This window comes from Brevibacillus reuszeri, assembly GCF_002897295.1.
Taxonomy (GTDB): Bacteria; Bacillota; Bacilli; order Brevibacillales; family Brevibacillaceae; genus Brevibacillus; species Brevibacillus reuszeri_A.
Window position 1 is genome coordinate 310,006 of record NZ_BEXF01000003.1, and the last position, 22,789, is coordinate 332,794.

Below are 22,789 nucleotides of genomic sequence, written 5' to 3' on the forward strand. Positions count from 1 at the left end.
ACACCCACCTCAATTAGTCGCTTTAGAAAGAAATTAGTAGCTAAAATCGAGAGGGTGGGGTAATATTCCATAAGCTAAAACCCTTGTCCTGCCTACTCTCAGCTAATCTTCGCCTCAATCCGCAGCTTGTCCGCCACCATGGCGATAAACTCGGAGTTGGTCGGCTTCGCCTTGGTGTTGGAGATTGTGTAGCCAAACAAGCTGGAGATGGAGTCAAGATTACCACGAGACCATGCTACCTCGATAGCGTGGCGTATAGCGCGCTCTACGCGGCTTGCGGTAGTGTTGAACTTTTTGGCAATGTCCGGATACAGCACCTTTGTAATGGAACCGAGCAGCTCCACGTCGTTGTATACCATCGTAATCGCTTCACGCAAATACAAATAACCTTTAATGTGCGCAGGAACTCCAATTTCATGGATGATGCTGGTAATGCTCGCATCGAGATTGCGCCCTCTGACTTGCAGAGTTGATTGAGGCTTAACAGAAGAAACGAAGGATGAGGCCGGTTTGGTCGTAATGATTTGACGGATGCGCTGAGCCAAAACTTCCATGTCAAACGGCTTGAGAATGTAATAAGCTGCACCAAGCTCGACTGCTTTTTTCGTGATTTCTTCCTGGCCAAAGGCAGTAAGCATAATAATCTTCGGCTGTGGGCTCAGACGCATCGCCTGGATTTGCTCCAAAACAGCCAAGCCATCTAAATGAGGCATGATGATGTCAAGAATCAGGACGTCAGGTACCCGATCCTGCAACAAGCGTACTACTTCGTTGCCGTTGTATGCCACACCTACTACATTCATGTCATACTGGCTGCTGATGTACTCTTCTAACAGGTTTACAAATTCTCGGTTATCATCTGCCAACAACACTTCAATCTTGCTCAAAGTCGTTCCTCCTAACAAATGGACGGTCTTTTGGAAAGAAGGTGGCAATCTAGAGGTTGAAAATTTCTAAATGGATAAGTCCATCCCATCTTTTCACTACAAAAATAATTCGACAAACGCATATCCATTCCTGCTAATGACGAAAGATTGAATGATTTAAGTGATATTTCGACAAAGAAACCTTCTTTCATACTATATTCGGCAAAGTTGACGACAAAATGGAAAAAGCCGCCTCGCTTACATGCGTGACGGCCCGTCGTATTCAGGCAGGCTTATCCGTCTTGGCTTTGGACTCGGACTGAGGTGTATTCCGGACATTGATTCCTGCATCCTGGAGCATCCATTCGATATAACAGCCATAGCCAGACGTTGGATCGTTTACAAACACATGGGTAACTGCACCGACGATCTTCCCTTTTTGAATGATAGGACTACCGCTCATTCCTTGTACAATACCGCCTGTTTTTTCTAAGAGCCGACTATCGGTTACTTTGATAATCAGTCCTTTTGTAGCAGGAAAATGCTGCTTGATCACATTCATGATTTCGATATCGAACTCTTCCACCTTCTGCCCATTTACTACGGTCAAAATCTTTGCAGGACCTTCCTCGACCTGCTCCGCAAGTGCAATCGGCAGCGGTCGATTGTAGTAGCTACGTTTAGGCTCGTCCTTCATCTTTCCAAAGATGCCAAAAGGAGTATTCTTGGTGATGTTCCCAAGTACTTCGCTCTCATTGTAAAAGCGAGCAAACTTCTCACCAGGATTCCCACTTTGCCCTTTTTCAATCGAAGTAACACTCGCCTGTACGATCTGACCATCTCCAACCACGATGGCTTGTCCAGTATCTACGTCTGAAATGACATGCCCCAGCGCTCCATATGCTTTGGAGCCAGGATCATAAAAAGTGAGCGTCCCGACACCCGCTGCTGAGTCGCGGATGTACAAGCCCATGCGATACTCATTGTCCTTTTTATCCTTGGTTGGCTTCAAAGTAAGATTCAGCTTTTCCTTACCACGTACGACGAGCAGTTGAACGGGACTGTTCTTCTTTCCTGCCTCATTGATCAGCTTTTTTACATCATTCATGTCATTGATGTATAGATCATTCATTTTAATGATCATGTCGCCCGCATGAATGCCAGCTTGCTCTCCAGGAGAGAATTTGGAAGTCCCGTTGTCCACCAAATGGTGACCAACAACGAGGACACCTGCTGTTTGCAGCTTTACCCCGATTGATTGTCCACCAGGGTATAATCGCAAATCCGGCAATACGTTAACTTTGACAGCTGTCAGCGGAATGTTTCGCCACTTTACCTGTAAATTGGCTTCACCGGCCCGACGCGGCTCAACGGACATGGGCTTACTTAAATCAACGGATACTTCACGTGCCTCTGTCCCATTGACGTGTAAGATGTCGGGATTGCTGTTGATCAGAGTGCCCATGACTGGCATGGAGACGCGCAACTGTTCGAGGGACCCTTCCATGATTCGCAATTCTCGAGGAAAGGATGACAGATCGCGGAACGGGGTGGAACTCACGACAAGCGCCGTGATGAGGAGAACGAGACTTCCCATCCATTTTCTTTTGTTTTGTCGGATCACCAGCAATCACTCCTACCGTTCCCTACCTACACCTAAAAGACACCTCCACCTTGTGTACTTATAATGTTGCCTGCCGATCAACGGATTATGTCAGGAAAATAACCACTTGGGGATGCTTTTTGCTTGGCATAAAAAAACTGTCAACCTGAATTAGTTGACAGCCTTTCTCTCACGACCGAGGAGTATCATCTCGCGCGCATGTTCTTCTGTTTTAGCTGTTACTTCCGCCCCACTCAGCATTCGAGCCAGCTCGGTAACACGATCATCATCCGATAATCTGCTCACGATCGTCTTTGTCTCGTACTCACTCATTTCTTTCTTGATCAGAAAATGAGCATCCGCCATTGAAGCAACCTGCGGCAAGTGAGTAATGCACAGCACTTGTCGCTGTCCAGCTACGCGAGCGAGCTTTTCGGCAATAGCCTGAGCCGCTCTGCCGCTCACTCCTGTGTCAACCTCGTCAAAGATCAGGGTTTCGACCTGATCCGTACCTGCCAGAATAGTCTTTATCGCCAGCATCACACGTGACAGCTCACCGCCTGAAGCGATTTTCGCCAGCGGGCGCAGAGGCTCACCCGGATTCGGCGAGATAAGGAATTCGATCTGGTCCATTCCGTTGGCATCGACTTGCCGCTTGATTCCGTCAATTTCGACCCCGTCTTCATCTGGCGTTTGTCGCACATCGATGGCAAAACGGGCACGCTCCATATGTAATTCCTTTAGCTGCTGCTCGATCTCCTGTGCCAGCTTGCCTGCACACTCCTGGCGAATCACGGACAATTCCAAAGCCTCAACAGCGAGGTCAGCAGCAAGCTCTGTCAGACGCTTTTCAATCTGCTGAAGCCGATCTTCATAATGATGCATGTCGTCCAGCTCATCCTGAATGGTGGCCGCGTATTCCAAAATATCGTCCACACTTTTCCCGTACTTGCGTTTCAAGAATTGAATCTGGTCCAGTCTACTCTCCACTTCGGCCAATTGCGCCGGCTCGAAGTCCATCTGATAGGAGAGCTGTCGCAATTGATGCACGACATCCTCAATCTGGTAATACGCTGTTTGCACGGTTTCAAGGATCGGGGCCAGCTGCTCTTCATAACCGACAATCCGCTCCAAATCACCCATAGCATGTCCCAGCCAGTCCATACCCTTTTGATCTCCATGCAGGGAACGATAGGCATCCTGCATGGTGGAGTACACCTTTTCTATGTTCATCCACTTCTTGCGCTGAGCAAGCAGCTTTTCATCCTCGCCGGGCGTCAGTTCTGCTGATTCGATCTCGTTTAACTGATACTCCAGAAGATCGATTCGCTGCACCAGCTCCCGTTCATTGCGTGCCATCCGTTCCAAATCCTGCTTCGTTTTGCGAAAAGCCGTGTACAGCTGAGTGTACTCGTGCTTGGCAGAACCCAATGCCGCTTCGCCGTATGCGTCCAGCCAGTTAATATGCTTGTCGGCCTGCATCAGCATATGCGTATCATGCTGCCCATGAACGGTCACCAGCCAAGGCCCTAGCTCTCGCAGCATCGCCAGAGTCACCAGCTGCCCGTTTAAACGAATAATGCTCTTCCCCTGATTAGAAATGTCCCTGCGCACCACCAGCATGCCGTCCTGCTCGATCTGCACGCCTACATTGGCGCAAACGGCCAGGGCAGGGTGCCCCGCAGGCAGCTCAAACAGTCCTTCCACTTCCGCACGAGATTCCCCATAGCGGACGAAATCGGCAGAAGCGCGTCCTCCGAGCAGCAGGCCCAATGCATCGATGATGATTGATTTTCCGGCTCCGGTTTCCCCCGTCAGTATATTCAAGCCTTTTTGAAAAGAAACGGTCACTTCTTTTATGATGGCAAAATTTCGGATAGAGAGTTCTACTAGCATCGCAAGCGACCACCTTTACAGCATTTCCATAAAGCGTTTGGTCACTTCATGTGTATTTTCTTTGGAACGACAAATAATCAGGATCGTATTGTCGCCACTGATCGTTCCCATAATTTCTTCCCATGGGAGATTGTCAATCAGCTCGGCAACGGCATTGGCGTGTCCTGAGAGTGTCTTCAATACGATAAAATGGTCAGCTTGATCAATACTGATATACGAATCAACCAGCATGCGTCTCAGCTTTTGTAACGGATTGAACTTTTGTTCAGCAGGCATTGAATACTTATATCGACCATCAGGAAGTGGCACTTTAACCAGATGCAATTCCTTGATGTCTCGGGATACCGTTGCCTGGGTTACGTTAAAACCTGCCCCACGCAGACGCTCCACCAGCTCATCCTGAGTTTCGACCTCTTGATTACTGATGATGTCCCGAATTCGTATATGTCGTTGCCCTTTGTTCATATGGATTACTCCCATTCCCCTTGTAATTTCGTTCGAATTGCCTCGAAAAAGCCGCCTTTTTTCCACCTGATTAACGGCGTAACAAATGGAGACTTTTTGATGTAAATATGGTCGCCGCCCTCGAGTCGATAGCCAAACTGTCCATCAATCGATAAGCCCATCTCCTGATGAATCGCATCTACTTCTACGCGAATCACCTGATCACTGGACAAGACCATCGGGCGTGCTGTCAACGAATGCGGAGCAACCGGCGTCAGTAATAGCATGTCCACATTCGGTGCTACAATCGGACCACCTGCTGACAACGAATACGCGGTCGAGCCGGTCGGTGTTGACACGATTACACCATCACCGCTAAAAGTAGCAACGTAGGCGTCATCCAGATATACCGCGCACTGAATGATGCGACAAAAAGAGCCTTTGGCAATTCCAATGTCATTCATTGCTGTATACGTTCCCAAAGTCGAGCCTTTGCGGACGAGGGATGCCTCCAGCATCGCGCGTTCTTCTATATCGTACTTCCCAGAGAGCAAATTATCCACAGCATGCGGCAGGTGCTCCGGCTCGGCTTCTGATAAAAAACCGAGAGTTCCTAAATTAATCCCAAAGATCGGAATGGATCTGCCTGCAAGCTGACGTGCGATTCCGAGCAGGGTTCCGTCACCGCCCAAAACGCAGACCAGATCAGCTTCTCTGCCTATTTCTTCAATGGATGCTCCCAATTCAGAGCGCCCCAGATCCGACGCAATATTCTCATCCAAGAAAACGCGTGCGCCTCTGACCTCAATTAAATAGAGCAGCTCTCTTGCGACAATGCGCGCTTCTGGTTTTCCTTTGTTCACGATAATTGCAATTTTTTTCATATGGCCCACCCCAAACTCGTTGGTTGGAAATCCTTATACAAGTATACAACTTTTCTTGCATAAATAAAAAGCCTCGAATGTAACTTTACGCCCGAGGCTTTTGTTTTCTTTTTTATTTCAGCTTTGCATGTGCAGCAGCGACCACTTCTGTCACGCATTGTAGCCAGCTTTCCGAATCCATCCCTGCATTGCTTTTTTTGAGATGCATGACGAATTCGATGTTGCCCTCTCCTCCTGTTATCGGAGAAAAATCCAATCCTTTTAAGGCAAAGCCGAGACTACTGGCAAATTGTCCAATATCCGTGAGCACAGCTTCGTGGATTTCGGGCTCTCGAACAATGCCGTTCTTTCCAACCTTCTCTTTACCAGCCTCAAATTGCGGCTTGACCAAAGCCACTACATCCCCGTCTTGCTTTAAAAAGCGATACAGCACAGGAAGAATCAGCTTCAGCGAGATAAACGAAACATCGATGGACGCCGCATCAGGCAGCTCTCGTTCAAATCCAGCCGGGTCCATATGCCGGAAATTGGTCCGTTCCATTACGACTACGCGCTCATCCTGGCGCAGGCTCCATGCAAGCTGGCCATATCCCACGTCAATCGCATAGACGAGCCTTGCCCCATTTTGCAGAGCACAATCTGTAAACCCGCCGGTCGACGCCCCAATGTCCATCATGACCCGTTCAGTAAGGTCTATATTAAATACCTTGAGTGCTTTTTCCAGCTTCAATCCACCCCTACTTACGTAAGGGTGGACCTCGCCTTTCACCGTAATGGCAACATCCTCGGGAAACTTTGTACCTGGCTTGTCGCAGCGTTCATTCGCTACTTGGACCAGACCAGCCATTACCGCCGCTTTTGCTTTCTCTCTTGTTTCATAATGTCCTCGTTCAACCAGGAGGACGTCAATTCTTTCTTTTCTTATGCTCATGCTTCCACTACGCCCTTCGAAATTGGTAACAGGGTACGCACACGAGAAGCAATATTCTCCGCTGTGAGTCCTACTTCCTGACGTTGTTCCTTGACACTGCCATGCTCAACAAAGTAATCGTCTACTGCGATGATCTGTACATTCATGCCATGGTAGCCCGCTCGGTTGTAGCATTCGAGAACAGCACTACCAAAACCGCCCATCTCTGAGCCTTCCTCGACCGTTATAATATCGTAGCCTTCCGCAGCCAGGCGGAACAACAGCTCCTCGTCAAGCGGTTTGCAGAAGCGTGCATTAATGAGCATCGGCTTGATTCCTTCAGCTTGAAGCAGATTGACTGCCTGCTCTGCGATTTCGAACACGTGACCGAAAGAGAGGATTGCTACATGCTTTCCTTCTCGCACGATCTCGGCTTTACCGATTGGCAGCACTTGAAGCTCCTCATCGAGTGGTACCCCGCGGGCAGGGAGACGAGGATAACGATACGAGATCGGACCTCCCTCATAAACGGAAGCCGTTTTCATCATGTGACGCAATTCATTTTCATCTTTGGGAGCCATAATGACCATGTTCGGGATGGCACGCATGAAAGCGATGTCGTACATGCCCTGATGTGTTTCTCCATCCGCTCCAACCAAACCAGCGCGGTCTACGGCAAACGTAACATTGAGCTTTTGTCGCGCAACGTCATGAATAAGCTGATCGTACGCTCTTTGCAGGAATGTAGAGTAAATGGCTAGCACCGGTTTGAGTCCTTGTGTTGCCAAACCCGCAGCAAACGTACATGCGTGCTGCTCGGCAATCCCGACGTCGAACAGACGATCTGGGTATTTTTGACCAAACGGAATGAGACCGGAGCCAGCCGGCATCGCAGGAGTAATCGCGACAATCGACTTGTCTTCACCCGCCAGCTTTATCATCGTATCTGCAAAAACAGATGTATAGGTCGGTGCAGACTTTGGTGTATCGCCTGATTCGATCTTGTAGGTTCCGATTCCATGCCATTTGACCGAATCGGCCTCCGCAGGCGCGTAGCCTAATCCTTTTTTCGTAATCGCATGAATCAGAACAGGACCTTTTGTCTGCTTGGCTGTCTTCAATGTATCAAGCAAAAGCTCCATATTATGACCATCAATCGGTCCAATATAGGTAAAGCCCAGCTCTTCGAATAGAACACCTGAAACGAGCAAATACTTCATGCTGTCCTTGAATCGCTCCGCCATATTCACTAATTTGCCGCCAACAGCAGGAATGGATTTGAGCAGGGCTTCTACCTCATCCTTTGCCCAGCGGTAATTTTCAGTCGAGCGTATTTTTCCCAAGTAATTGTGCAGCGCGCCGACGTTAGGTGCAATCGACATTTCATTGTCGTTTAGGATGACGATGACGTTTTTGTTTTCATGTCCAATGTGATTCAAGGCTTCCAGTGCCATACCGCCTGTCAAGGCACCATCGCCGATGACCGCAACGACATGGTTTTTTTCCTTTTTCAAATCACGAGCAGTTGCCATTCCCATCGCAGCGGACAAGGAAGTACTGCTATGACCGGTTTCCCAAACGTCATGTGGGCTCTCCACCATTTTGGGAAATCCACACAAACCTTTGTACTGGCGCAGTGTCGGAAACATCTCACGACGACCAGTCAGCATTTTATGTACATATGCCTGATGTCCAACATCCCAAATCAGTTTGTCCTTTGGGCTATCAAATACATAATGCAAAGCCATTGTCAGCTCGACTACTCCCAGATTTGGAGCAAGATGCCCCCCTGTTTTTGAGAGTGTCTCAACAAGGAATTGCCTGATCTCATTCGCCAGCGCATAGAGCTGCGGCATTGTACATTTTTTCAGGTCCTCTGGATCATTTATAGAAGTAAGCAGCATTGGTATTCCTCACTTTCAACTGTTCGTTCTCCGGCGATTGTGCATGCTGCAAATCAATCTAGCCAATGGAAAACTCGGCTCTCTTTTCTTTCAATAAAGCCTTTACTCCGCTTATTTTCAACTTGATTCATTATAACGGTTTCTTATTAAAAACACCACTTTTCCTACATACCTCGTAACAGACTGCGCAAAAACACCAATTTCTGTTAAAATAAACTCGATCGACAAAAACGCGTAAGTGAGGTGTGATCGCTATGAAGTTCACAGAAATTACATACAGCCGTGTAGACATGGATCAAATCGAAAAGCAATTCACAAGCCTGTTGAATGCATTTCAGAACGCGGCAAGCTTTGAAGAACAGGATAAGGTAATGGGACAGTTGAATGAGCTGCGCCAAGAAGTAGAAACAGCTCGGGAGGTGGCGCAAATCCGCCACACCATCAATACTGAGGACCCGTACTACAAAGCTGAGCAGGACTATTGGGATGAAGCTGGTCCCTTGTACCAAGGAATGATTTCCCGGTACTACGATGCGATCGTCCACTCTGCTTTTCGTACCGACCTTGAGAACAAATGGGGAGCACAGCTGTTTCGGCTTGCTGAAACAACCTTAAAAACGTTCTCACCTGAAGTTGTGGCTGATTTGCAGGAAGAAAATCGGTTGACGAGTCAATACACAGCGTTAATTGCTTCCGCCAAGATTATGTTTGAAGGCGAAGAACGCAACCTTCCACAGCTGATTCCTTTTCAAAAATCTACGGATAGACAGATGCGCAAACGTGCATTTGAAGCCAAGTATCATTTTCTAGAGCAGCATACCGAAGAACTGGATCGCATTTACGACAGCTTGGTAAAGGTACGCTCGCGAATCGCGAAAAAACTCGGCTTTAAAAACTTCGTAGAGCTTGCCTACGCCCGGTTAAATCGAACTGACTACAACGCAGATATGGTAGCAGCCTTCCGCTCCCAAGTACATGAGCACATCGTACCTGTTGCGACAAAGCTGATCAAAAGGCAGCAAGAACGCATAGGCGTTGATACTATGAAGTATTACGATTTGGACTTTGATTTTGCTACAGGCAATCCGGCTCCCAAAGGCTCCCCCGAATGGAACGTGGACAACGGGAAAAAGATGTATGCGGAGCTGTCAGCCGAGACTGACGAGTTTTATACCTTCATGCTCGACAATGATTGTCTGGATCTAGTAAGTAAAAAAGGAAAGGCAAGCGGCGGCTACTGTACCTATATGAGTCACTATAAGCTGCCTTTTATCTTCTCCAATTTCAATGGAACCTCTGGCGATATCGATGTGTTGACGCACGAAGCTGGTCATGCTTTTCAGGTGTATGTGAGTCGTAGATTTGAGGTGCCTGAGTACCACTTCCCAACCTACGAGGCATGCGAAATCCACTCAATGAGCATGGAATTTTTGACTTGGCCGTGGATGGATCTCTTTTTTGAAGAGGATACGCAGAAATACAAATTTGCTCACTTGAGCGGGGCACTCCTGTTCATCCCGTACGGTGTTGCTGTAGATGAATTCCAGCATGCCGTTTATGAAAAGCCAGAGATGACCCCACAAGAACGGAAGCAGACGTGGCGTGAGATTGAGCACAAGTACCTGCCTTATCGAAACTATGATGAAAATGCTTTTTTGGAAGCAGGGGGCTACTGGCAGCAACAAGCCCACATCTTCCGTGATCCGTTCTATTACATCGATTACACGCTTGCTCAAATCTGCGCCTTCCAGTTCTGGAAACGCTCGCAAGATAATGCCGAAGAGGCTTGGTCTGACTACCTTGCTTTATGTAAAGAAGGCGGCAGTAAATCGTTTACAGAGCTGGTTGCCTTCGCTAAGCTGTACTCGCCTTTTGAGGATGGCTGCATTGAATCTGTGATTGGCGAGATTGAAAACTGGTTAAACAGTGTTGATGACAAGCAGCTGTAAAGCTTTGTTACAGGGTCATACAAAAAAGCTGGCTTTCCACTTCTGGACGCCAGCTTTCTCTTATTTTTTTCGATTGCGCACATAATCAGCAAGCGGACTCAGCGCCGAGTGCTCGATTCCAGCATCGACAAGTGCTGCTCTGGCCTCATCAATCAAGGCAACGAGACGTTCCTTGGATTCTGCCAAGCCTAACAACGAAGGATACGTTGCTTTTTGACGATCAGCATCACTGCCCACTGCCTTGCCAAGCTCAGCTGCGTCTCCCTCTACATTCAAAATATCGTCTTTAATCTGGAATGCCAGTCCGATGCAGACACCGTAGCGTGTCAAAGCATCCATCTGCGCTTCTGTAGCTTCAGCGAGGTACCCTCCACCCCGCAGTGCAGCGATCAGCAGGTCCCCCGTTTTGTGACGATGAATGAACTCCAGCTGCTCCAGGTCGAGCTTCTTGGTCTCTCCCTCGATGTCAGCCATTTGACCCCCGACCATCCCGGTAGCACCGGCGCGTTTGCCAAGCTCGGCGATCAGGCTGACCGTAGTTTTTGCAGATACATCTGCTCGCTCACCGTATTGTTCCGCAATATAAGAGAAGGCACGTGTCAGCAACGCATCTCCAGCCAGGATAGCCGTAGCCTCACCAAACACCTTGTGATTCGTTGGCTTGCCGCGTCGCAGATCATCATCATCCATCGCAGGCAGATCATCATGAATTAACGAGTACGTATGTATCATTTCCAGGGCGACCGCAAAAGGAATCCCCCGCTCAATCGGCTTGTCCAGCGCCTCCAATACTGCGAGCACCAGCATCGGACGCAGTCTTTTTCCACCCGCCATCAAGGAATACTTCATGGATTCGTAGAGGGAAGAAGGAACACCTTGTTGTTCCAGAGCAGGAACGAGTTTGTCCTCAATAAAATCGATCTTCTCTCTCAGGTAGGTTTGGAATGTATCCACGGTAATCATCATTCCCCTTCCACCCGAAAAGCCTTTTGCTTCAACTGTCCGTCCTCTTCTACCAGCTGAACGATTTTGGCTTCAATTGCATCCAGTTTCTGGCCGCAAATCCGGGAGAGGGTTACCCCTTCCTGATACAGAGTGATTGCTTCTTCCAAAGAAATTTCTCCTTCTTCAAGACGATTCACAACTTCCTCGAGCCGTTTCATCGCTTCTTCAAACTGCATGTCATTCTCTTGGTCTGTTTTCTTGCGAGCCATTATGTTTCTCCTCCCGATTAATCTGTTCCACACGTGCAGTCGCACTACCATCTTTTAATCGTACCATGAGCTCGTCTCCTGGAGCAAACTGCTCTACGGATTTCACTAAAGTTTCACCTGTATACACCAAGGAAAATCCCCGCTGCATGACCTTCAGTGGACTGAGGGCATCGAGCTGTGCAATGCGAGCCGCAAACGACATTTGCTTTTGTGTGAGATGTCCCCTGATTCGCTCATCCAGTCGCGCCCGGAGAGTGGATACATTATTACGCCGCTCGCCGATCCGATCTACGAGTCTGTACCGCTTCAGCTGTCCGTCGATTCGTTCGAAGCGCTCGCGTCTTCGGACGAGGAGATTCTTCATCGCTTGACTCATCCGCAGATGTGCCCTGTCCAGTCGTTCGGCTGATTCCTCCAGCCTTCTCTGTGGCTGACGCATGGCATAGGAGTTCGCTAAACGCTCCAACCGCTTACGCTCTGCGCTCAAGCGATTTTGTACAGCGCGGGATATGCGGCTATCGAATTGCTTGACTCGCTCTACCCATTCCAAGTAGTGCGGTACGGCCAATTCGGCTGCGGCGGTAGGAGTAGCTGCTCGCACATCCGCTACGAAATCTGCAATCGTTACGTCCGTTTCGTGTCCGACAGCCGATATGACAGGGATGACCGAGGAGGCGATAGCCCGCGCTACCATTTCGTCATTAAAAGCCCATAGCTCTTCGATCGAGCCGCCGCCTCGCCCCACGATCAGCACATCGATATCCGTCTGCTGATTCATGATGCGAATCGCTGAGATGATAGAAGTAGGTGCGTCCACTCCCTGCACGACAGCCGGAGCCAGTACGATCTGGGCTTGCGGGTATCTGCGCCTGATCGTTGTGCAAATATCCCGAATCGCTGCCCCGGTAGGTGATGTAACCACCCCTACCTTTTTTGGGAAACGTGGAAGCAGCCGTTTTCTTTCTGCCGCAAACAAGCCTTCTGCCGCCAGCTTTTCTTTTAATTGCTCAAACGCCAAATAAAGAGATCCCAGTCCATCCGGCTGCATCTCTTTGGCATATAGCTGATAGGCGCCATCCCTTTCAAATGCAGAGATCGAGCCTCGTACGATTGTTTTGGTACCATCCTTTGGCAGGAAGCGCACGAATCGATTATAGCTGGCAAACATCACCACTTTGATCCGCGAAGTCTTATCCTTGAGGGTAAAATACATATGCCCGCTGGAGTGGTGGGTAAAATTCGAGATTTCTCCTCTCACCCATATATCCTGCAAATACGCTTCCTTTTCCAGCACATGCTTGATGAAGCGATTCAGATCACTGACAGATAAAATGTTTTGTGCAGCCATACGCCCTCCTATAGAAAAGAAATGGATAAAGCAATGAGTGCCCTATCCATTTCCAAGTAGCAGGTACTTTTATCGTTTTGCTTGCTTTCTCGCTGCCATCACCGTGTTTTTCAAAAGCATCGTAATGGTCATAGGTCCTACGCCGCCAGGAACTGGTGTCAGGAAGCTTGCCACTTCCTGCACTTCGTCAAATTTGACATCTCCGACCAGCTTGCCTGTTTCGATGCGGTTCACCCCGACGTCGATTACGACCGCCCCAGGCTTCACGTGTTCTTTTCCGATCATGTGAGCACGACCAGTAGCAACTACGAGAATATCCGCTTTTCGCGTGTACTCCTCCAGATTTTGCGTGCGCGAATGACACATCGTGACCGTAGCGTTTTCTTGCTGCAAAAGTAAGGAAACTGGTTTGCCTACGATGTTGCTGCGGCCGATGACAACAGCATGCTTGCCTGCAATTGATGTACCTGTGCGTTTGATTAATTCAATAATCCCGTGCGGTGTGCAAGGAAGCATCGTTTCATTCCCCAGCACCATGTTGCCTACGCTGATTGGATGAAAGCCGTCCACGTCTTTTTCTGGATGGATCGCTTCGATCACAGCAGCCTCTGAAATATGAGCTGGCAGAGGGAGTTGAACCAAAATCCCGTTAACGTTCGGATTTTCGTTCAATCCTTGGATGATCGAGAGCAATTCTTCCTCTGTAGTCGAAGCATCCTTCAAAATCAACTCAGAACGGATACCGACTTCCTCACAGCCTTTAGACTTTCCGCGTACATACGAATGCGACGCAGGATCATCGCCAACCAGCACTACCGTCAAGCCTGGGACGATCCCTTGTTCTTTCAGATCAGCAACTTCGTTTGCCAATTCGAAGCGAATACTTTGTGCTACTTCTTTTCCTTGGAGAATGGTTGCAGCCATGGAGAAAAAGCCTCCTTCATTTACGTCGATACATCCAGTGTACCGATTTAGTGAGTAGCTGTAAAGCCGAATCATAAAAAGTTTATCATTATTTAATGTTCGTCTTTTGCTTCATCCACCCAAGCATAGCCACGCCATAAGCGTTATCTCCTGAATAAACAGGGTCGCAGAAGTATAATTTCGCTTTGACTGCAGGGTGCTCCAATCGTTTGATCAAGCGCTCACGCATGTATTGATTCGCAGCGACACCGCCGACGATCAGGATATCTTTCGGCAAGCCTTGCTCTACTGCACGGCGCAATGACTTTTCCAGTGTATTGGCGATGCATTGCTCTGTTGCACGGGCAATATCAGCGTGGCTTGCCGCCCCCGCCTGAAGTGCGCGCAGCAGCGATGCTTCCGGACCAGAAAAGCTGAACGATAGACCATCCACCGCTGAGGAAACCCGAAATTCTCCTGATGCTTGTTTCGCTAGCTCCTCCAATTGTGGACCTGCAGGAAATGACATCCCAAGAGCAACGCCGATGCGGTCTACCAATTGTCCGGCATGAAGGTCAATAGTTCCCCCTACCTTTTCAATCGAGTAGCCCGTACTCAATCGTTCACATACTAGAAGCTCACTCGTACCTCCGGATAGATGTACAGCCAAAAAACGGTTCTCTTCGGGACGTACATCGGCGGTATATTCCCCTGCGGCAATATGTCCTTCCTGATGGGTAGTCAAATGAAGGGGAACACGCAAATAGGTTGCAAGTGATTTCGCGAGACCCTCTCCTACCTTAAACACTGGCATATAGGATTGATCTACAGGACGCGGCTTTTCACTGACACATACAGCTTCAATCTCATAATCCATCCATTTCATTTGCTCACTTAGTTCTGGCAAGTTCATCACATGCTGAAAGACGGCTTCAGACTGTTGCAGACCGCGCTTTCCTTCCTTTACTTTCAGGAGGCGTTTTGCTTCTGCCACAATCCGGCCGTCTTCTTGAGCCAAGCACAGTGATGTCCGGTAATTGCTCGTATCAATGCCTAACATTACCTTAGTCATGCTTGTATCTCCTGCCTGTTACGCCTGTGCCGTCTCACGAGTCTGCAAGAAGCTGGACAAGACGCCGTTAATATATCGATGGGATTGCTCATCAGAAAACAGCTTGGCAATCTCGATGGCTTCGTTCATAACGACTTTATCGGGAGTTTCTGCTTCAAACATGATCTCATAGAAAGCCAGACGAAGAATAGCGCGATCAACATTGGCAATTCTCTCTAACTGCCAGCCACGCAAATACTTTTTGATTTCTGCATCAATCTCTGCCAGGTTTTTTAATACACCATCGAGGAGATAACGCAAATACTCGGTTTTTTCTTCGGATTCTTCCATAACTAGTGCAACTGCTTCCTTAACTGGGACTTCAGCCATGTCAATCTGGAATAGACATTGGACTGCTTTTTCTCGTGCTGTTCTTCGTTTCATTCCATTCACCTACTAATTAAAGTGAGCTCGGAGTTCATCTCTCCGAACGTAATCACCGGAACTTGCCTGGCAGAATCCGATCAAGGATTTCCCGCAAATCTTCTTTATGATCCAATTTACGACCAATATAGTAGCCGGTTCCGACAAACACAACAAACACCAGTGTATCCCAAAAGCCGACAAGAAGGTAGATGATACCGAAAAAAAGTCCGGCAATAACCCCCATTAGCTTCCCCTTGTGCTCCCACAATAACTCCCATAACATGGCGTTCACCTTCTATTCCACACGCTTGCGAGCCGCGTAGTTTTCTTGCTGAGCAACTTCCGTAACAACGACTGCTACTTCAGAAATAACAACCCCAGCAATGCCTTCCACTTGCTCCTTTACACCGGCCTGCAATTGCTGTGTCAAATCAGGCAAAGGCGTTTCCCCATCCACAGAAACACGCAAGGTAATAATATTTCCGCTTTCTAATGCTTTCACAGTCGTCTTCATATCACGAACGCCTTTTACCCGTCTCGCAGCACGCTCAGCAATGGTTTGGATCGTCTGAATCGTAATATTAACTTCACCGAGATCATTGCGCTGGCGAATACCGCGTTCCACTTTAGGCTTGTTTCTGCGGAAGGAACTGAAAAAGAAACGAAGGCTGACAACGAGGAAAATAATCGCAACGATGAGATACGTGATGTTGGTCCCAGCTAGCATTTGATCTACATATGGCGTAAATACATCTGGTGAGACCCATCCGCTAAAAGCGGTTATTGCAATGCAGGATAGGATGATCAGAGCAAAGCTGTAAATCGTCAAGATAAAGCGGTCAAACAAATTCACATGCATCTCTCCTTTAAGCCAAGTTTGCAGTGGAGACAAACATGGCACGTATGACAAAAGCTCAATTTGAATGAGCAAAATGCCCCCTGTTAGTAGGGGGCATCCATCCGCTGCATGTTAACGCACGCGCTGGTAATCTTCCACTACAGCAGCAGGCGCTGGCGCTTTTTCTTCGGCTTTCAGCTCTACGTCGACGATATGTACGTTAACCTCAACCACCGAAAGACCAGTCATGCCCTCGATCGCATTACGCACACTATCTTGAATATTTCGAGCAACATCCGGAATTCGATGTCCGTATTTCACGATAATAGAAACATCAACCGCAGCCTCACGGGAACCTACTTCCACGCGAACGCCTCGTGCAATATTTTTACGGCCTAGTCGTTCAGCTATTTCTCCTACGAAACCGCCGCTCATTTGTGCTACGCCTTCTACCTCGGACGCAGCCATGCCAGCGATCACTTCCAATACTTCGGGAGCGATCTGGACTTTTCCCAGCTCCGTTCTATCTAAATCTGGAGTAAACTCTTCCATGCTTCGCACCTCCCTTTAGATTTGTTATTCATTATAGCAAGAGCACCGTTTTTTTACAAATCAGCTCTTACTCACCAAGATTCAGATCATACAGCTCCAAAAACTTGGTGTCAAAGTGCCCACTGACAAACACTTCATGCTCAAGAACCTTCAAATGGAAAGGAATCGTGGTTGTAATTCCTTCGACCACAAATTCTCCGAGTGCTCGTTTCATTCTCTCGATCGCTTCATCGCGGTCTTTTCCCCATACGATCAGCTTTGCGATCATCGAATCGTAGTACGGCGGAATAGCGTATCCGGAATAAGCTGCGCTGTCCACTCGAACTCCGAAACCACCTGGGGCCAGGTATTCTGTAATCCGTCCTGGAGATGGCATGAAGTTTTTCGCAGGGTTCTCAGCATTAATCCGGCACTCAATCGCCCATCCGTCCAACTTGATGTCATCCTGAGTAAATGACAGCTGCTCTCCCGCTGCAACAGTCAGCTGTTCCTTGATCAGATCGATTCCTGTTACCAGCTCTGTTACAGGATGCTCTACCTGAATACGTGTATTCATTTCCATGAAGTAGAATTTGCCATGCTTATCCAACAGAAACTCTACTGTACCCGCTCCGTGGTAGGAAACAGCTTTCGCTGCTGCCACTGCGGCTTCACCCATTTGCTTGCGGGTCTCTTCGCTCAATGCAGGCGATGGTGCTTCTTCGATCAGCTTTTGATGACGGCGCTGGATGGAGCAATCGCGTTCGCCCAAGTAGACAGCATTGCCATGCTTGTCAGCCATGATTTGAATCTCTACATGGCGAGGGCCTTCTACGAATTTCTCCAGGTACACCCCGGCATTACCAAACGCTGTTTTCGCTTCATTTTGTGCCTGACGAATCGCTTTTTCCAAGTCTTCGTCGTCTACCGCAACGCGCATTCCACGGCCGCCACCGCCTGCAGTTGCTTTGACCATGACTGGGTAGCCAATTTCATTCGCTGTTTTGATTGCGTCAGCTACATCTTCAATCAAACCCTCTGTACCTGGTACTGTCGGTACGCCAGCCGTTTTCATCGTGTCTTTGGCTGTAGACTTGTCACCCATTTTCACTATCGCTTCTGGATCTGGACCGATAAAGGTGATATTGCATGCAGTGCAAATCTCTGCAAAATCAGCGTTTTCAGCCAAAAAGCCGTAGCCCGGATGGATCGCATCTGCTCCCACCTTGGTCGCTACGCTCATGATGTTTGCTATGTTCAAATAGCTTTCTTTGGATGCCTTTGGACCAATACAATAGGCTTCGTCGGCCAGTTTGACATGAAGCGCCTCACGATCCGCTTCGGAGTAGACAGCGACCGTACGAATGCCCAGCTCGCGACATGCACGGATAACCCGTACGGCAATCTCACCGCGATTGGCAATCAATACTTTTTGAAACATTTCGCTCTCCTCCACCTTATTCTGGCTTCACCAAAAACAACGGTTGACCATATTCTACCAATTGGCCGTCTTCTACGAGTACTTTAACAATCTCGCCCGTTACTTCTGCTTCAATCTCGTTAAACAGCTTCATCGCTTCTACGATGCAAACTACTTTGCTTGCGCTCACTTTGTCGCCTGCTTGGACATATGCTGGTTTGCCTGGCTCTGGAGAACTGTAGAAGGTTCCTACCATTGGGGAAACAATTTTATGCAGGTTAGCGTCATCTGCTACTGGCGCAGCTTTTGGCGCTTCCACAGCCACTGGGGCCGCTATAGGAGCTGGTGCAGCTGTTACGGGAGCTACTGCCACTGGTGCTGCTACCTGAGCAGCTGCAGCAGGTTGTGCGACTACTACTGTCTCTGTACCACTGGATTTTCTCACGGTGACTTTTGTCCCGTCGGATTCCAGCTTGAATTCATTAATGGAAGATTGATCAATCAACTTAATAATTTCGCGGATTTCATGAATTTTCATTACGAACAAGCACTCCTTCGTTTGTTTCGATCAAGATTCAGGGAGTCAATTATGTATCCTTTTGGCAAACCATAAATCCATGGTAGCTTGTTGCCCAGACCACGTCAAGAAAGGATTTCCCCTCTTCTTTCCCAGAAGAAGTGAGGAAATCCTTACAATCATGCCCGTTTTGAGTGTGGCTTATAACGGGAAGTCGTCCACAAGCTTCACCTGCATTCACTCAAGAAGTCTTAAACTGGACGTTAATATTCGTAGCTGGCACATTCAGATGCTGCTTGACATGCGCGATGATTTCAACAGCTTCATTTGCGCTCAGTTTATCCTTTTGTACAATGACCGTTACTTTATCGTCCTGTACAAATACGACTGCATCCTGGTAGCCGCTCGCTTTGAGCATTTCCTCGACATTCATCGTGGCATTGTCCTGGGAAGAAAGCTCTTCGTATTTTGCTTTTGCTTCTGCGACTGCTTGTGGGGAGGAGTCTGCATTGCTCATGATCGCGAGCTGTTCATCCTTTTGCTGTTGTACCTGCGCTTCTCTCTTCATTTTATAGCCTTGGAAAATCTCGCTCGTAGTATCTGCTACTGGTAGGACTGCATTACCTGCTGTCTGCTTGGCTGGATCAGGAGTCATGGGAGTATTTGCTTGTGGTGCAGTAGCTTCTTGATTGTTGTTTTTCGCATCGACTGGTGTAGCTTGAGGAGCTTGCTCGACTTGCTTGGATTCAACCACGACCCCTGAAATCTGCTCCTGCTTTTGAACAGCCTGCTGATTTCCCGAGGTGGGCACTTGGTCCACAGGTCCTTTCACTAAATAGTACCCAGAAAGCACCACCATGACAGCCAGCATTGTCAACAACCACACTGTTTGTTTCCGCAGAATCATTTGCCATTACCTCCTACCCTTTTTTGGGCAAAATGGATATCTTGTAAGCGGGAACATCTAAAACCTTTTGAACAGCTTCGGTGATCCACGCTTTCACCTGAATGTTATCAGCACCCTTTGCTACCACCAGGACGCCGCGAACGCGAGGCTTCAGCGTTTTCACGACGACGGGTTGGTCTTGCTTGCCGCCTTGGATGATGACCAACTGCTCATCGCGGGACTGGTCATTTTGATTGCGAGTCGCTTTTTCCTTGTCCATCTCCTGATTCGTGGAGGAGCGTATGTTTCGGTTCTTTTCTACTACCAGCTCAGGTGTGGATTCTAGATTGACCATGACGTCCACACCCCCTACACCGACCACGCTCCCCAAAATATCCCGCAGCTGTGATTCGTATATGTTTTCGTACTCAGCGATGATGTCCGTAGCGGGTGAGCTTCCCAGTACGGGAGTCGATGAGTCGCCGCTTGGCGTGCCCCCAGATTCATTCGTGGAGACACCAAATCCGAGGGGGGCCTGATCTTTTTCTACAGCGAGAAAGTCCGTCAAGATCATAGCTGCAATTCCTACTCCCAATATGACAATCAAGTAATGGAATGGCCTCAGCTTTTTACTTCCACTATTGCCTTCCCACAGCTTCTTCAGCTTTTCCAGCATCTCTCTCACCTCGCTTTCTCGGACACATCCGTTATTGTTTTTCCCCTCTGCGAGACTCGTCCACGACGACAACCTGTTCCTTGGTAAGTCCCCACTGCGTGGCAATATCCATCGAAATTTGTGTGAGCATCGGGTCGCTCTGCTGCGCTGCTGCTGCAATTTCCCGTTTTGGCTCGACAGAAGACTTCTCGCCGATGACTATCTCTACCGGTTGAATTGGTTTAACGGTTTCGATCGGAATCTGCCCTTCCTGCTTTTCCTCTCCTGGCTCTCCCAGTACAAGCTCGATTCTTTCCAGCTTAGGCTGGTCGGGATTTTTGCTATTTACGATGACTGCCACATCCTGCACCTCCACCCCATACGCTTCCTCTACCCTTGCCTTCACTCCCGCTGCAACCTGTTTTTGGACATAGGCGGTCATTTGTACATCCTGCTGGCCTAATAGTTTGTCAGTGATCCTTTTCCACTCTGCATCGGCTGGCTTGTTCAATTGCTGCTGATAGCGATCCAGTCGAAACGCAAGGTCCTCCTGCGAAAGACTAAACAGAGAAAAGACCGGAGAAATGATCGTGAGCAAAAGAATCAGGCCCATCACCATCTTGACGTAGCGCTGGAGTGTCGTATTCGGGAGAATTAAATCGAGAAAGGCCGCCAAAAGGACGAGTAGGATGATTTTTTTCAGCCATAAGGTTAACCATGTCATTTCGATCACCTACCGAACCATCATAGAGATGTTGCCCGCTGCGATAATGATGGTGATGGCTAGAAAGAACATCAGCCCGACCGTTGCCAGCGCGGCGAAAACGAACAACAGGCTTTTGCCAATCGTGCCTAGCGCACTAATAATTGGACTGTTCCCGAGAGGCTGCAGTACGGCAGAGGATACGTTGTAGATCAGTGCCAGTACCAAAATTTTTAAAGCTGGAAAAGCGCATAGCGTGATTAAGATCAAAACCCCAGCTAAACCAACTGCATTTTTGACGAGTAACGATGCATTCAACACGGTATCCGCTGCATCAGAAAACATTCGCCCGACAATCGGAATGAAGTTTCCGGTAATATATTTGGCTGTCCTGAGCGTTACTCCGTCTGTTACTGCCGAGGTGGCCCCCTGAATGGAGATGACCGCCAGAAAAATGGTTAGAAAGGAGCCGAGGACACCCATGGCAATATTGCGCAGCAGTGTGGCGAGCTGTGTCACTTTATATCTTTCAGAAAACAGGCTGACGATGGAGAGCATCGCTGAGAGAAACAGTAACGGAAACACCACGTACGAGATCATCATCCCGCTGATGTTGATCATGAAAATGATGAGCGGGTGAAACATGGTTGCTGTGGCCAGATTGCCAACTGATGCGAGAAGCGCTATCACCAGAGGAATCATAGCCAGCATGAAATCCGACATGTTTGCTATGGCGTCCTTGGCGTAAGTAATGGCGACATGGAAGCTGTTGATAGCTAGAACCATCAAGACGAGATAAGCAATGGAATAGGCAACGGTCGAAACGGCATTTCGTTCAAAAGCATTTTGCATTGTTTCCAAAATCATGGCGAAAACGGTAATGATAATAATGGAGCTGAGCAATTTTCCATTCATCAAAATCTCATGAAAAACGAACTTGCCCATTCCTTTGAGCACACCTGAAATGCTGAATTCTCCCTGATTCATGAGCAGTTGAACAAAGCCTTCAGATTTGATGTCGGGCAAATAGCCTTTGTACTCTTTCTGAAGCTGTGTCCAGTATTGCTCTACTCTCTCTAGCTGCAAATGGCTTACCTGCTGCTGGACGATCTCGTTTATCGGGTCAGCAGTGGGCGTAGCAGAAGCGAATACACCTTCAATCGGTAGGAGCATTAGTAGGAACAAGACGAGGATCAACTTGCGTGTAAGCGCCACTGACATCCCACCTCCCCTCACGCCGGCAACAAGTCGATGACTGTCTCAATGATGATTTGGATAATCGGCACGGCCATGACCAAAATCAAGACCTTACCCGCCAGCTCGATCTTGGAGGCGATGGCCCCTTGCCCTGCGTCTCTGGTCATTTGTGCGCCGAATTCAGCAATGTAAGCAATTCCGATTATTTTTAGAATGGTTTCCAGGAACACCAGGTTCAAATCTGCTTGGACTGCCAGCCGTTCGAGAATTCGAATGACTTCGGCTATTTTGCCAACGAGAAAATAAAAGATGATGACACCGCTGGCGATAGCCAAAAGGAAGGCGAACATCGGCTTCTGCTCTTTGATGACCAAAGCCAGAATCGTTGCCACCAGCCCAAGCCCGACGATTTGCACGATCTCCATCTGAAGCCCCTCCTCAGTTGAACAGGAAGACGCGTTTTACCTCGGTAAAAAGATCGCCGATGTAGTGCGACACCATATACAGGACAATGATAAACCCTACGAGTGTAGCCCAGTGCGCGATATCTTCCTTGCCCGCCTGCTTCAGGACCGTATGCAAGATGGCTGTAATGAATCCTACCGCTCCGATCTGGAAAACAGGTGTCAAATCAAAATCCACTG

Annotated in this window: 25 protein-coding genes; 1 reads left to right on the forward strand and 24 read right to left on the reverse strand. The window is 48.4% G+C overall.

Annotation, left to right across the window (positions count from 1 at the left end):
* Positions 1-98 precede the first annotated feature (98 nt).
* The 7 genes from spo0A to dxs all read right to left on the reverse strand — a co-directional run bounded on the left by spo0A (position 99) and on the right by dxs (position 8,507).
* Positions 99-887: a sporulation transcription factor Spo0A gene (gene spo0A, locus C3B52_RS07045; protein WP_049740221.1), complete on the reverse strand. Its 789-nt coding sequence runs from the start codon at positions 885-887 to the stop codon at positions 99-101.
* A 262-nt stretch (positions 888-1,149) separates the two neighbouring features.
* Positions 1,150-2,490: a SpoIVB peptidase gene (gene spoIVB / locus C3B52_RS07050; protein WP_103105363.1), complete on the reverse strand. Its 1,341-nt coding sequence runs from the start codon at positions 2,488-2,490 to the stop codon at positions 1,150-1,152.
* A 150-nt stretch (positions 2,491-2,640) separates the two neighbouring features.
* Positions 2,641-4,365 carry a DNA repair protein RecN gene (gene recN / locus C3B52_RS07055; RefSeq protein ID WP_103105364.1) on the reverse strand — a complete coding sequence of 575 codons (1,725 nt, stop codon included), beginning with the start codon at positions 4,363-4,365 and terminating at the stop codon, positions 2,641-2,643.
* Positions 4,366-4,380: 15 nt separating this feature from the next.
* A complete protein-coding gene (gene ahrC, locus C3B52_RS07060; RefSeq protein WP_103105365.1) occupies positions 4,381-4,830 on the reverse strand; it encodes a transcriptional regulator AhrC/ArgR in 450 nt (149 codons plus the stop codon).
* A 5-nt stretch (positions 4,831-4,835) separates the two neighbouring features.
* Positions 4,836-5,693 carry an NAD(+)/NADH kinase gene (locus tag C3B52_RS07065; protein WP_103105366.1) on the reverse strand — a complete coding sequence of 286 codons (858 nt, stop codon included), beginning with the start codon at positions 5,691-5,693 and terminating at the stop codon, positions 4,836-4,838.
* Between the two features lie 112 nt (positions 5,694-5,805).
* Positions 5,806-6,624, reverse strand: a complete 819-nt coding sequence (locus C3B52_RS07070; RefSeq protein WP_103105367.1) for a TlyA family RNA methyltransferase — start codon at positions 6,622-6,624, stop codon at positions 5,806-5,808.
* Positions 6,621-8,507, reverse strand: a complete 1,887-nt coding sequence (gene dxs, locus C3B52_RS07075) for a 1-deoxy-D-xylulose-5-phosphate synthase (protein WP_103105368.1) — start codon at positions 8,505-8,507, stop codon at positions 6,621-6,623. Before dxs ends, C3B52_RS07070 begins: the two co-directional genes overlap by 4 nt.
* 254 nt (positions 8,508-8,761) lie before the next feature.
* Here dxs and C3B52_RS07080 point away from each other — a divergent pair, with 254 nt between their 5' ends.
* Positions 8,762-10,456: a M3 family oligoendopeptidase gene (locus C3B52_RS07080; RefSeq protein WP_103105369.1), complete on the forward strand. Its 1,695-nt coding sequence runs from the start codon at positions 8,762-8,764 to the stop codon at positions 10,454-10,456.
* A 60-nt stretch (positions 10,457-10,516) separates the two neighbouring features.
* On the opposite strand, the gene C3B52_RS07085 is transcribed toward C3B52_RS07080, so the two are convergent.
* From C3B52_RS07085 to spoIIIAC, 17 genes are all read right to left on the reverse strand, one after another.
* Positions 10,517-11,419 (reverse strand): polyprenyl synthetase family protein, encoded by a 903-nt coding sequence (locus tag C3B52_RS07085; protein WP_103105489.1) that lies wholly within the window; start codon positions 11,417-11,419, stop codon positions 10,517-10,519.
* Positions 11,419-11,670 (reverse strand): exodeoxyribonuclease VII small subunit, encoded by a 252-nt coding sequence (locus C3B52_RS07090; protein WP_103105370.1) that lies wholly within the window; start codon positions 11,668-11,670, stop codon positions 11,419-11,421. The genes C3B52_RS07085 and C3B52_RS07090 overlap by 1 nt, the downstream gene beginning before the upstream one ends.
* On the reverse strand, positions 11,639-13,018 hold the full coding sequence (gene xseA, locus C3B52_RS07095) for an exodeoxyribonuclease VII large subunit (RefSeq protein WP_103105371.1): 1,380 nt from the start codon (positions 13,016-13,018) through the stop codon (positions 11,639-11,641). Before xseA ends, C3B52_RS07090 begins: the two co-directional genes overlap by 32 nt.
* 69 nt (positions 13,019-13,087) lie before the next feature.
* Entirely contained in the window at positions 13,088-13,942 is an 855-nt protein-coding gene (gene folD, locus C3B52_RS07100; RefSeq protein ID WP_103105372.1) for a bifunctional methylenetetrahydrofolate dehydrogenase/methenyltetrahydrofolate cyclohydrolase FolD, read from the reverse strand.
* A gap of 88 nt (positions 13,943-14,030) precedes the next feature.
* The gene (locus tag C3B52_RS07105) at positions 14,031-14,993 is read right to left on the reverse strand and encodes an O-sialoglycoprotein endopeptidase (RefSeq protein WP_103105373.1); all 963 of its coding nucleotides are present in this window, start codon (positions 14,991-14,993) and stop codon (positions 14,031-14,033) included.
* Between the two features lie 18 nt (positions 14,994-15,011).
* Positions 15,012-15,416, reverse strand: a complete 405-nt coding sequence (nusB, locus tag C3B52_RS07110) for a transcription antitermination factor NusB (protein ID WP_103105374.1) — start codon at positions 15,414-15,416, stop codon at positions 15,012-15,014.
* Between the two features lie 52 nt (positions 15,417-15,468).
* Positions 15,469-15,681, reverse strand: coding sequence for a DUF2273 domain-containing protein (locus C3B52_RS07115; RefSeq protein WP_103105375.1), 213 nt, complete (start codon positions 15,679-15,681; stop codon positions 15,469-15,471).
* A 12-nt stretch (positions 15,682-15,693) separates the two neighbouring features.
* The gene (gene amaP / locus C3B52_RS07120; RefSeq protein WP_103105490.1) at positions 15,694-16,251 is read right to left on the reverse strand and encodes an alkaline shock response membrane anchor protein AmaP; all 558 of its coding nucleotides are present in this window, start codon (positions 16,249-16,251) and stop codon (positions 15,694-15,696) included.
* 117 nt (positions 16,252-16,368) lie between these two features.
* Positions 16,369-16,788, reverse strand: coding sequence for an Asp23/Gls24 family envelope stress response protein (locus C3B52_RS07125; RefSeq protein ID WP_103105376.1), 420 nt, complete (start codon positions 16,786-16,788; stop codon positions 16,369-16,371).
* A gap of 67 nt (positions 16,789-16,855) precedes the next feature.
* Positions 16,856-18,208 (reverse strand): acetyl-CoA carboxylase biotin carboxylase subunit, encoded by a 1,353-nt coding sequence (gene accC, locus C3B52_RS07130; RefSeq protein ID WP_103105377.1) that lies wholly within the window; start codon positions 18,206-18,208, stop codon positions 16,856-16,858.
* Positions 18,209-18,224: 16 nt separating this feature from the next.
* Complete coding sequence (accB, locus tag C3B52_RS07135; protein WP_103105378.1) at positions 18,225-18,725, reverse strand: acetyl-CoA carboxylase biotin carboxyl carrier protein; 501 nt, start codon at positions 18,723-18,725, stop codon at positions 18,225-18,227.
* A gap of 220 nt (positions 18,726-18,945) precedes the next feature.
* On the reverse strand, positions 18,946-19,611 hold the full coding sequence (locus tag C3B52_RS07140) for a SpoIIIAH-like family protein (protein ID WP_103105379.1): 666 nt from the start codon (positions 19,609-19,611) through the stop codon (positions 18,946-18,948).
* 13 nt (positions 19,612-19,624) lie between these two features.
* A complete protein-coding gene (gene spoIIIAG / locus C3B52_RS07145) occupies positions 19,625-20,266 on the reverse strand; it encodes a stage III sporulation protein AG (RefSeq protein ID WP_103105380.1) in 642 nt (213 codons plus the stop codon).
* Between the two features lie 31 nt (positions 20,267-20,297).
* Entirely contained in the window at positions 20,298-20,969 is a 672-nt protein-coding gene (gene spoIIIAF / locus C3B52_RS07150; RefSeq protein WP_103105491.1) for a stage III sporulation protein AF, read from the reverse strand.
* A 9-nt stretch (positions 20,970-20,978) separates the two neighbouring features.
* Positions 20,979-22,163 (reverse strand): stage III sporulation protein AE, encoded by a 1,185-nt coding sequence (gene spoIIIAE / locus C3B52_RS07155; RefSeq protein WP_103105381.1) that lies wholly within the window; start codon positions 22,161-22,163, stop codon positions 20,979-20,981.
* A 17-nt stretch (positions 22,164-22,180) separates the two neighbouring features.
* On the reverse strand, positions 22,181-22,570 hold the full coding sequence (spoIIIAD, locus tag C3B52_RS07160) for a stage III sporulation protein AD (protein WP_005827266.1): 390 nt from the start codon (positions 22,568-22,570) through the stop codon (positions 22,181-22,183).
* Positions 22,571-22,583: 13 nt separating this feature from the next.
* Entirely contained in the window at positions 22,584-22,787 is a 204-nt protein-coding gene (gene spoIIIAC, locus C3B52_RS07165; protein WP_049740243.1) for a stage III sporulation protein AC, read from the reverse strand.
* Positions 22,788-22,789: the final 2 nt, after the last annotated feature.

What these genes read in the sequence shown, in the direction of transcription:
- recN (WP_103105364.1), bottom strand. Translation starts at nt 4,365, where the DNA reads ATGCTAGTAGAACTCTCTATCCGAAATTTTGCCATCATAAAAGAAGTG.
- ahrC (WP_103105365.1), bottom strand. Translation starts at nt 4,830, where the DNA reads ATGAACAAAGGGCAACGACATATACGAATTCGGGACATCATCAGTAAT.
- C3B52_RS07065 (WP_103105366.1), bottom strand. Translation starts at nt 5,693, where the DNA reads ATGAAAAAAATTGCAATTATCGTGAACAAAGGAAAACCAGAAGCGCGC.
- C3B52_RS07070 (WP_103105367.1), bottom strand. Translation starts at nt 6,624, where the DNA reads ATGAGCATAAGAAAAGAAAGAATTGACGTCCTCCTGGTTGAACGAGGA.
- dxs (WP_103105368.1), bottom strand. Translation starts at nt 8,507, where the DNA reads ATGCTGCTTACTTCTATAAATGATCCAGAGGACCTGAAAAAATGTACA.
- C3B52_RS07080 (WP_103105369.1), top strand. Translation starts at nt 8,762, where the DNA reads ATGAAGTTCACAGAAATTACATACAGCCGTGTAGACATGGATCAAATC.
- C3B52_RS07085 (WP_103105489.1), bottom strand. Translation starts at nt 11,419, where the DNA reads ATGATTACCGTGGATACATTCCAAACCTACCTGAGAGAGAAGATCGAT.
- C3B52_RS07090 (WP_103105370.1), bottom strand. Translation starts at nt 11,670, where the DNA reads ATGGCTCGCAAGAAAACAGACCAAGAGAATGACATGCAGTTTGAAGAA.
- xseA (WP_103105371.1), bottom strand. Translation starts at nt 13,018, where the DNA reads ATGGCTGCACAAAACATTTTATCTGTCAGTGATCTGAATCGCTTCATC.
- folD (WP_103105372.1), bottom strand. Translation starts at nt 13,942, where the DNA reads ATGGCTGCAACCATTCTCCAAGGAAAAGAAGTAGCACAAAGTATTCGC.
- C3B52_RS07105 (WP_103105373.1), bottom strand. Translation starts at nt 14,993, where the DNA reads ATGACTAAGGTAATGTTAGGCATTGATACGAGCAATTACCGGACATCA.
- nusB (WP_103105374.1), bottom strand. Translation starts at nt 15,416, where the DNA reads ATGAAACGAAGAACAGCACGAGAAAAAGCAGTCCAATGTCTATTCCAG.
- C3B52_RS07115 (WP_103105375.1), bottom strand. Translation starts at nt 15,681, where the DNA reads ATGTTATGGGAGTTATTGTGGGAGCACAAGGGGAAGCTAATGGGGGTT.
- C3B52_RS07125 (WP_103105376.1), bottom strand. Translation starts at nt 16,788, where the DNA reads ATGGAAGAGTTTACTCCAGATTTAGATAGAACGGAGCTGGGAAAAGTC.
- accC (WP_103105377.1), bottom strand. Translation starts at nt 18,208, where the DNA reads ATGTTTCAAAAAGTATTGATTGCCAATCGCGGTGAGATTGCCGTACGG.
- accB (WP_103105378.1), bottom strand. Translation starts at nt 18,725, where the DNA reads ATGAAAATTCATGAAATCCGCGAAATTATTAAGTTGATTGATCAATCT.
- C3B52_RS07140 (WP_103105379.1), bottom strand. Translation starts at nt 19,611, where the DNA reads ATGATTCTGCGGAAACAAACAGTGTGGTTGTTGACAATGCTGGCTGTC.
- spoIIIAG (WP_103105380.1), bottom strand. Translation starts at nt 20,266, where the DNA reads ATGCTGGAAAAGCTGAAGAAGCTGTGGGAAGGCAATAGTGGAAGTAAA.
- spoIIIAF (WP_103105491.1), bottom strand. Translation starts at nt 20,969, where the DNA reads ATGACATGGTTAACCTTATGGCTGAAAAAAATCATCCTACTCGTCCTT.
- spoIIIAD (WP_005827266.1), bottom strand. Translation starts at nt 22,570, where the DNA reads ATGGAGATCGTGCAAATCGTCGGGCTTGGGCTGGTGGCAACGATTCTG.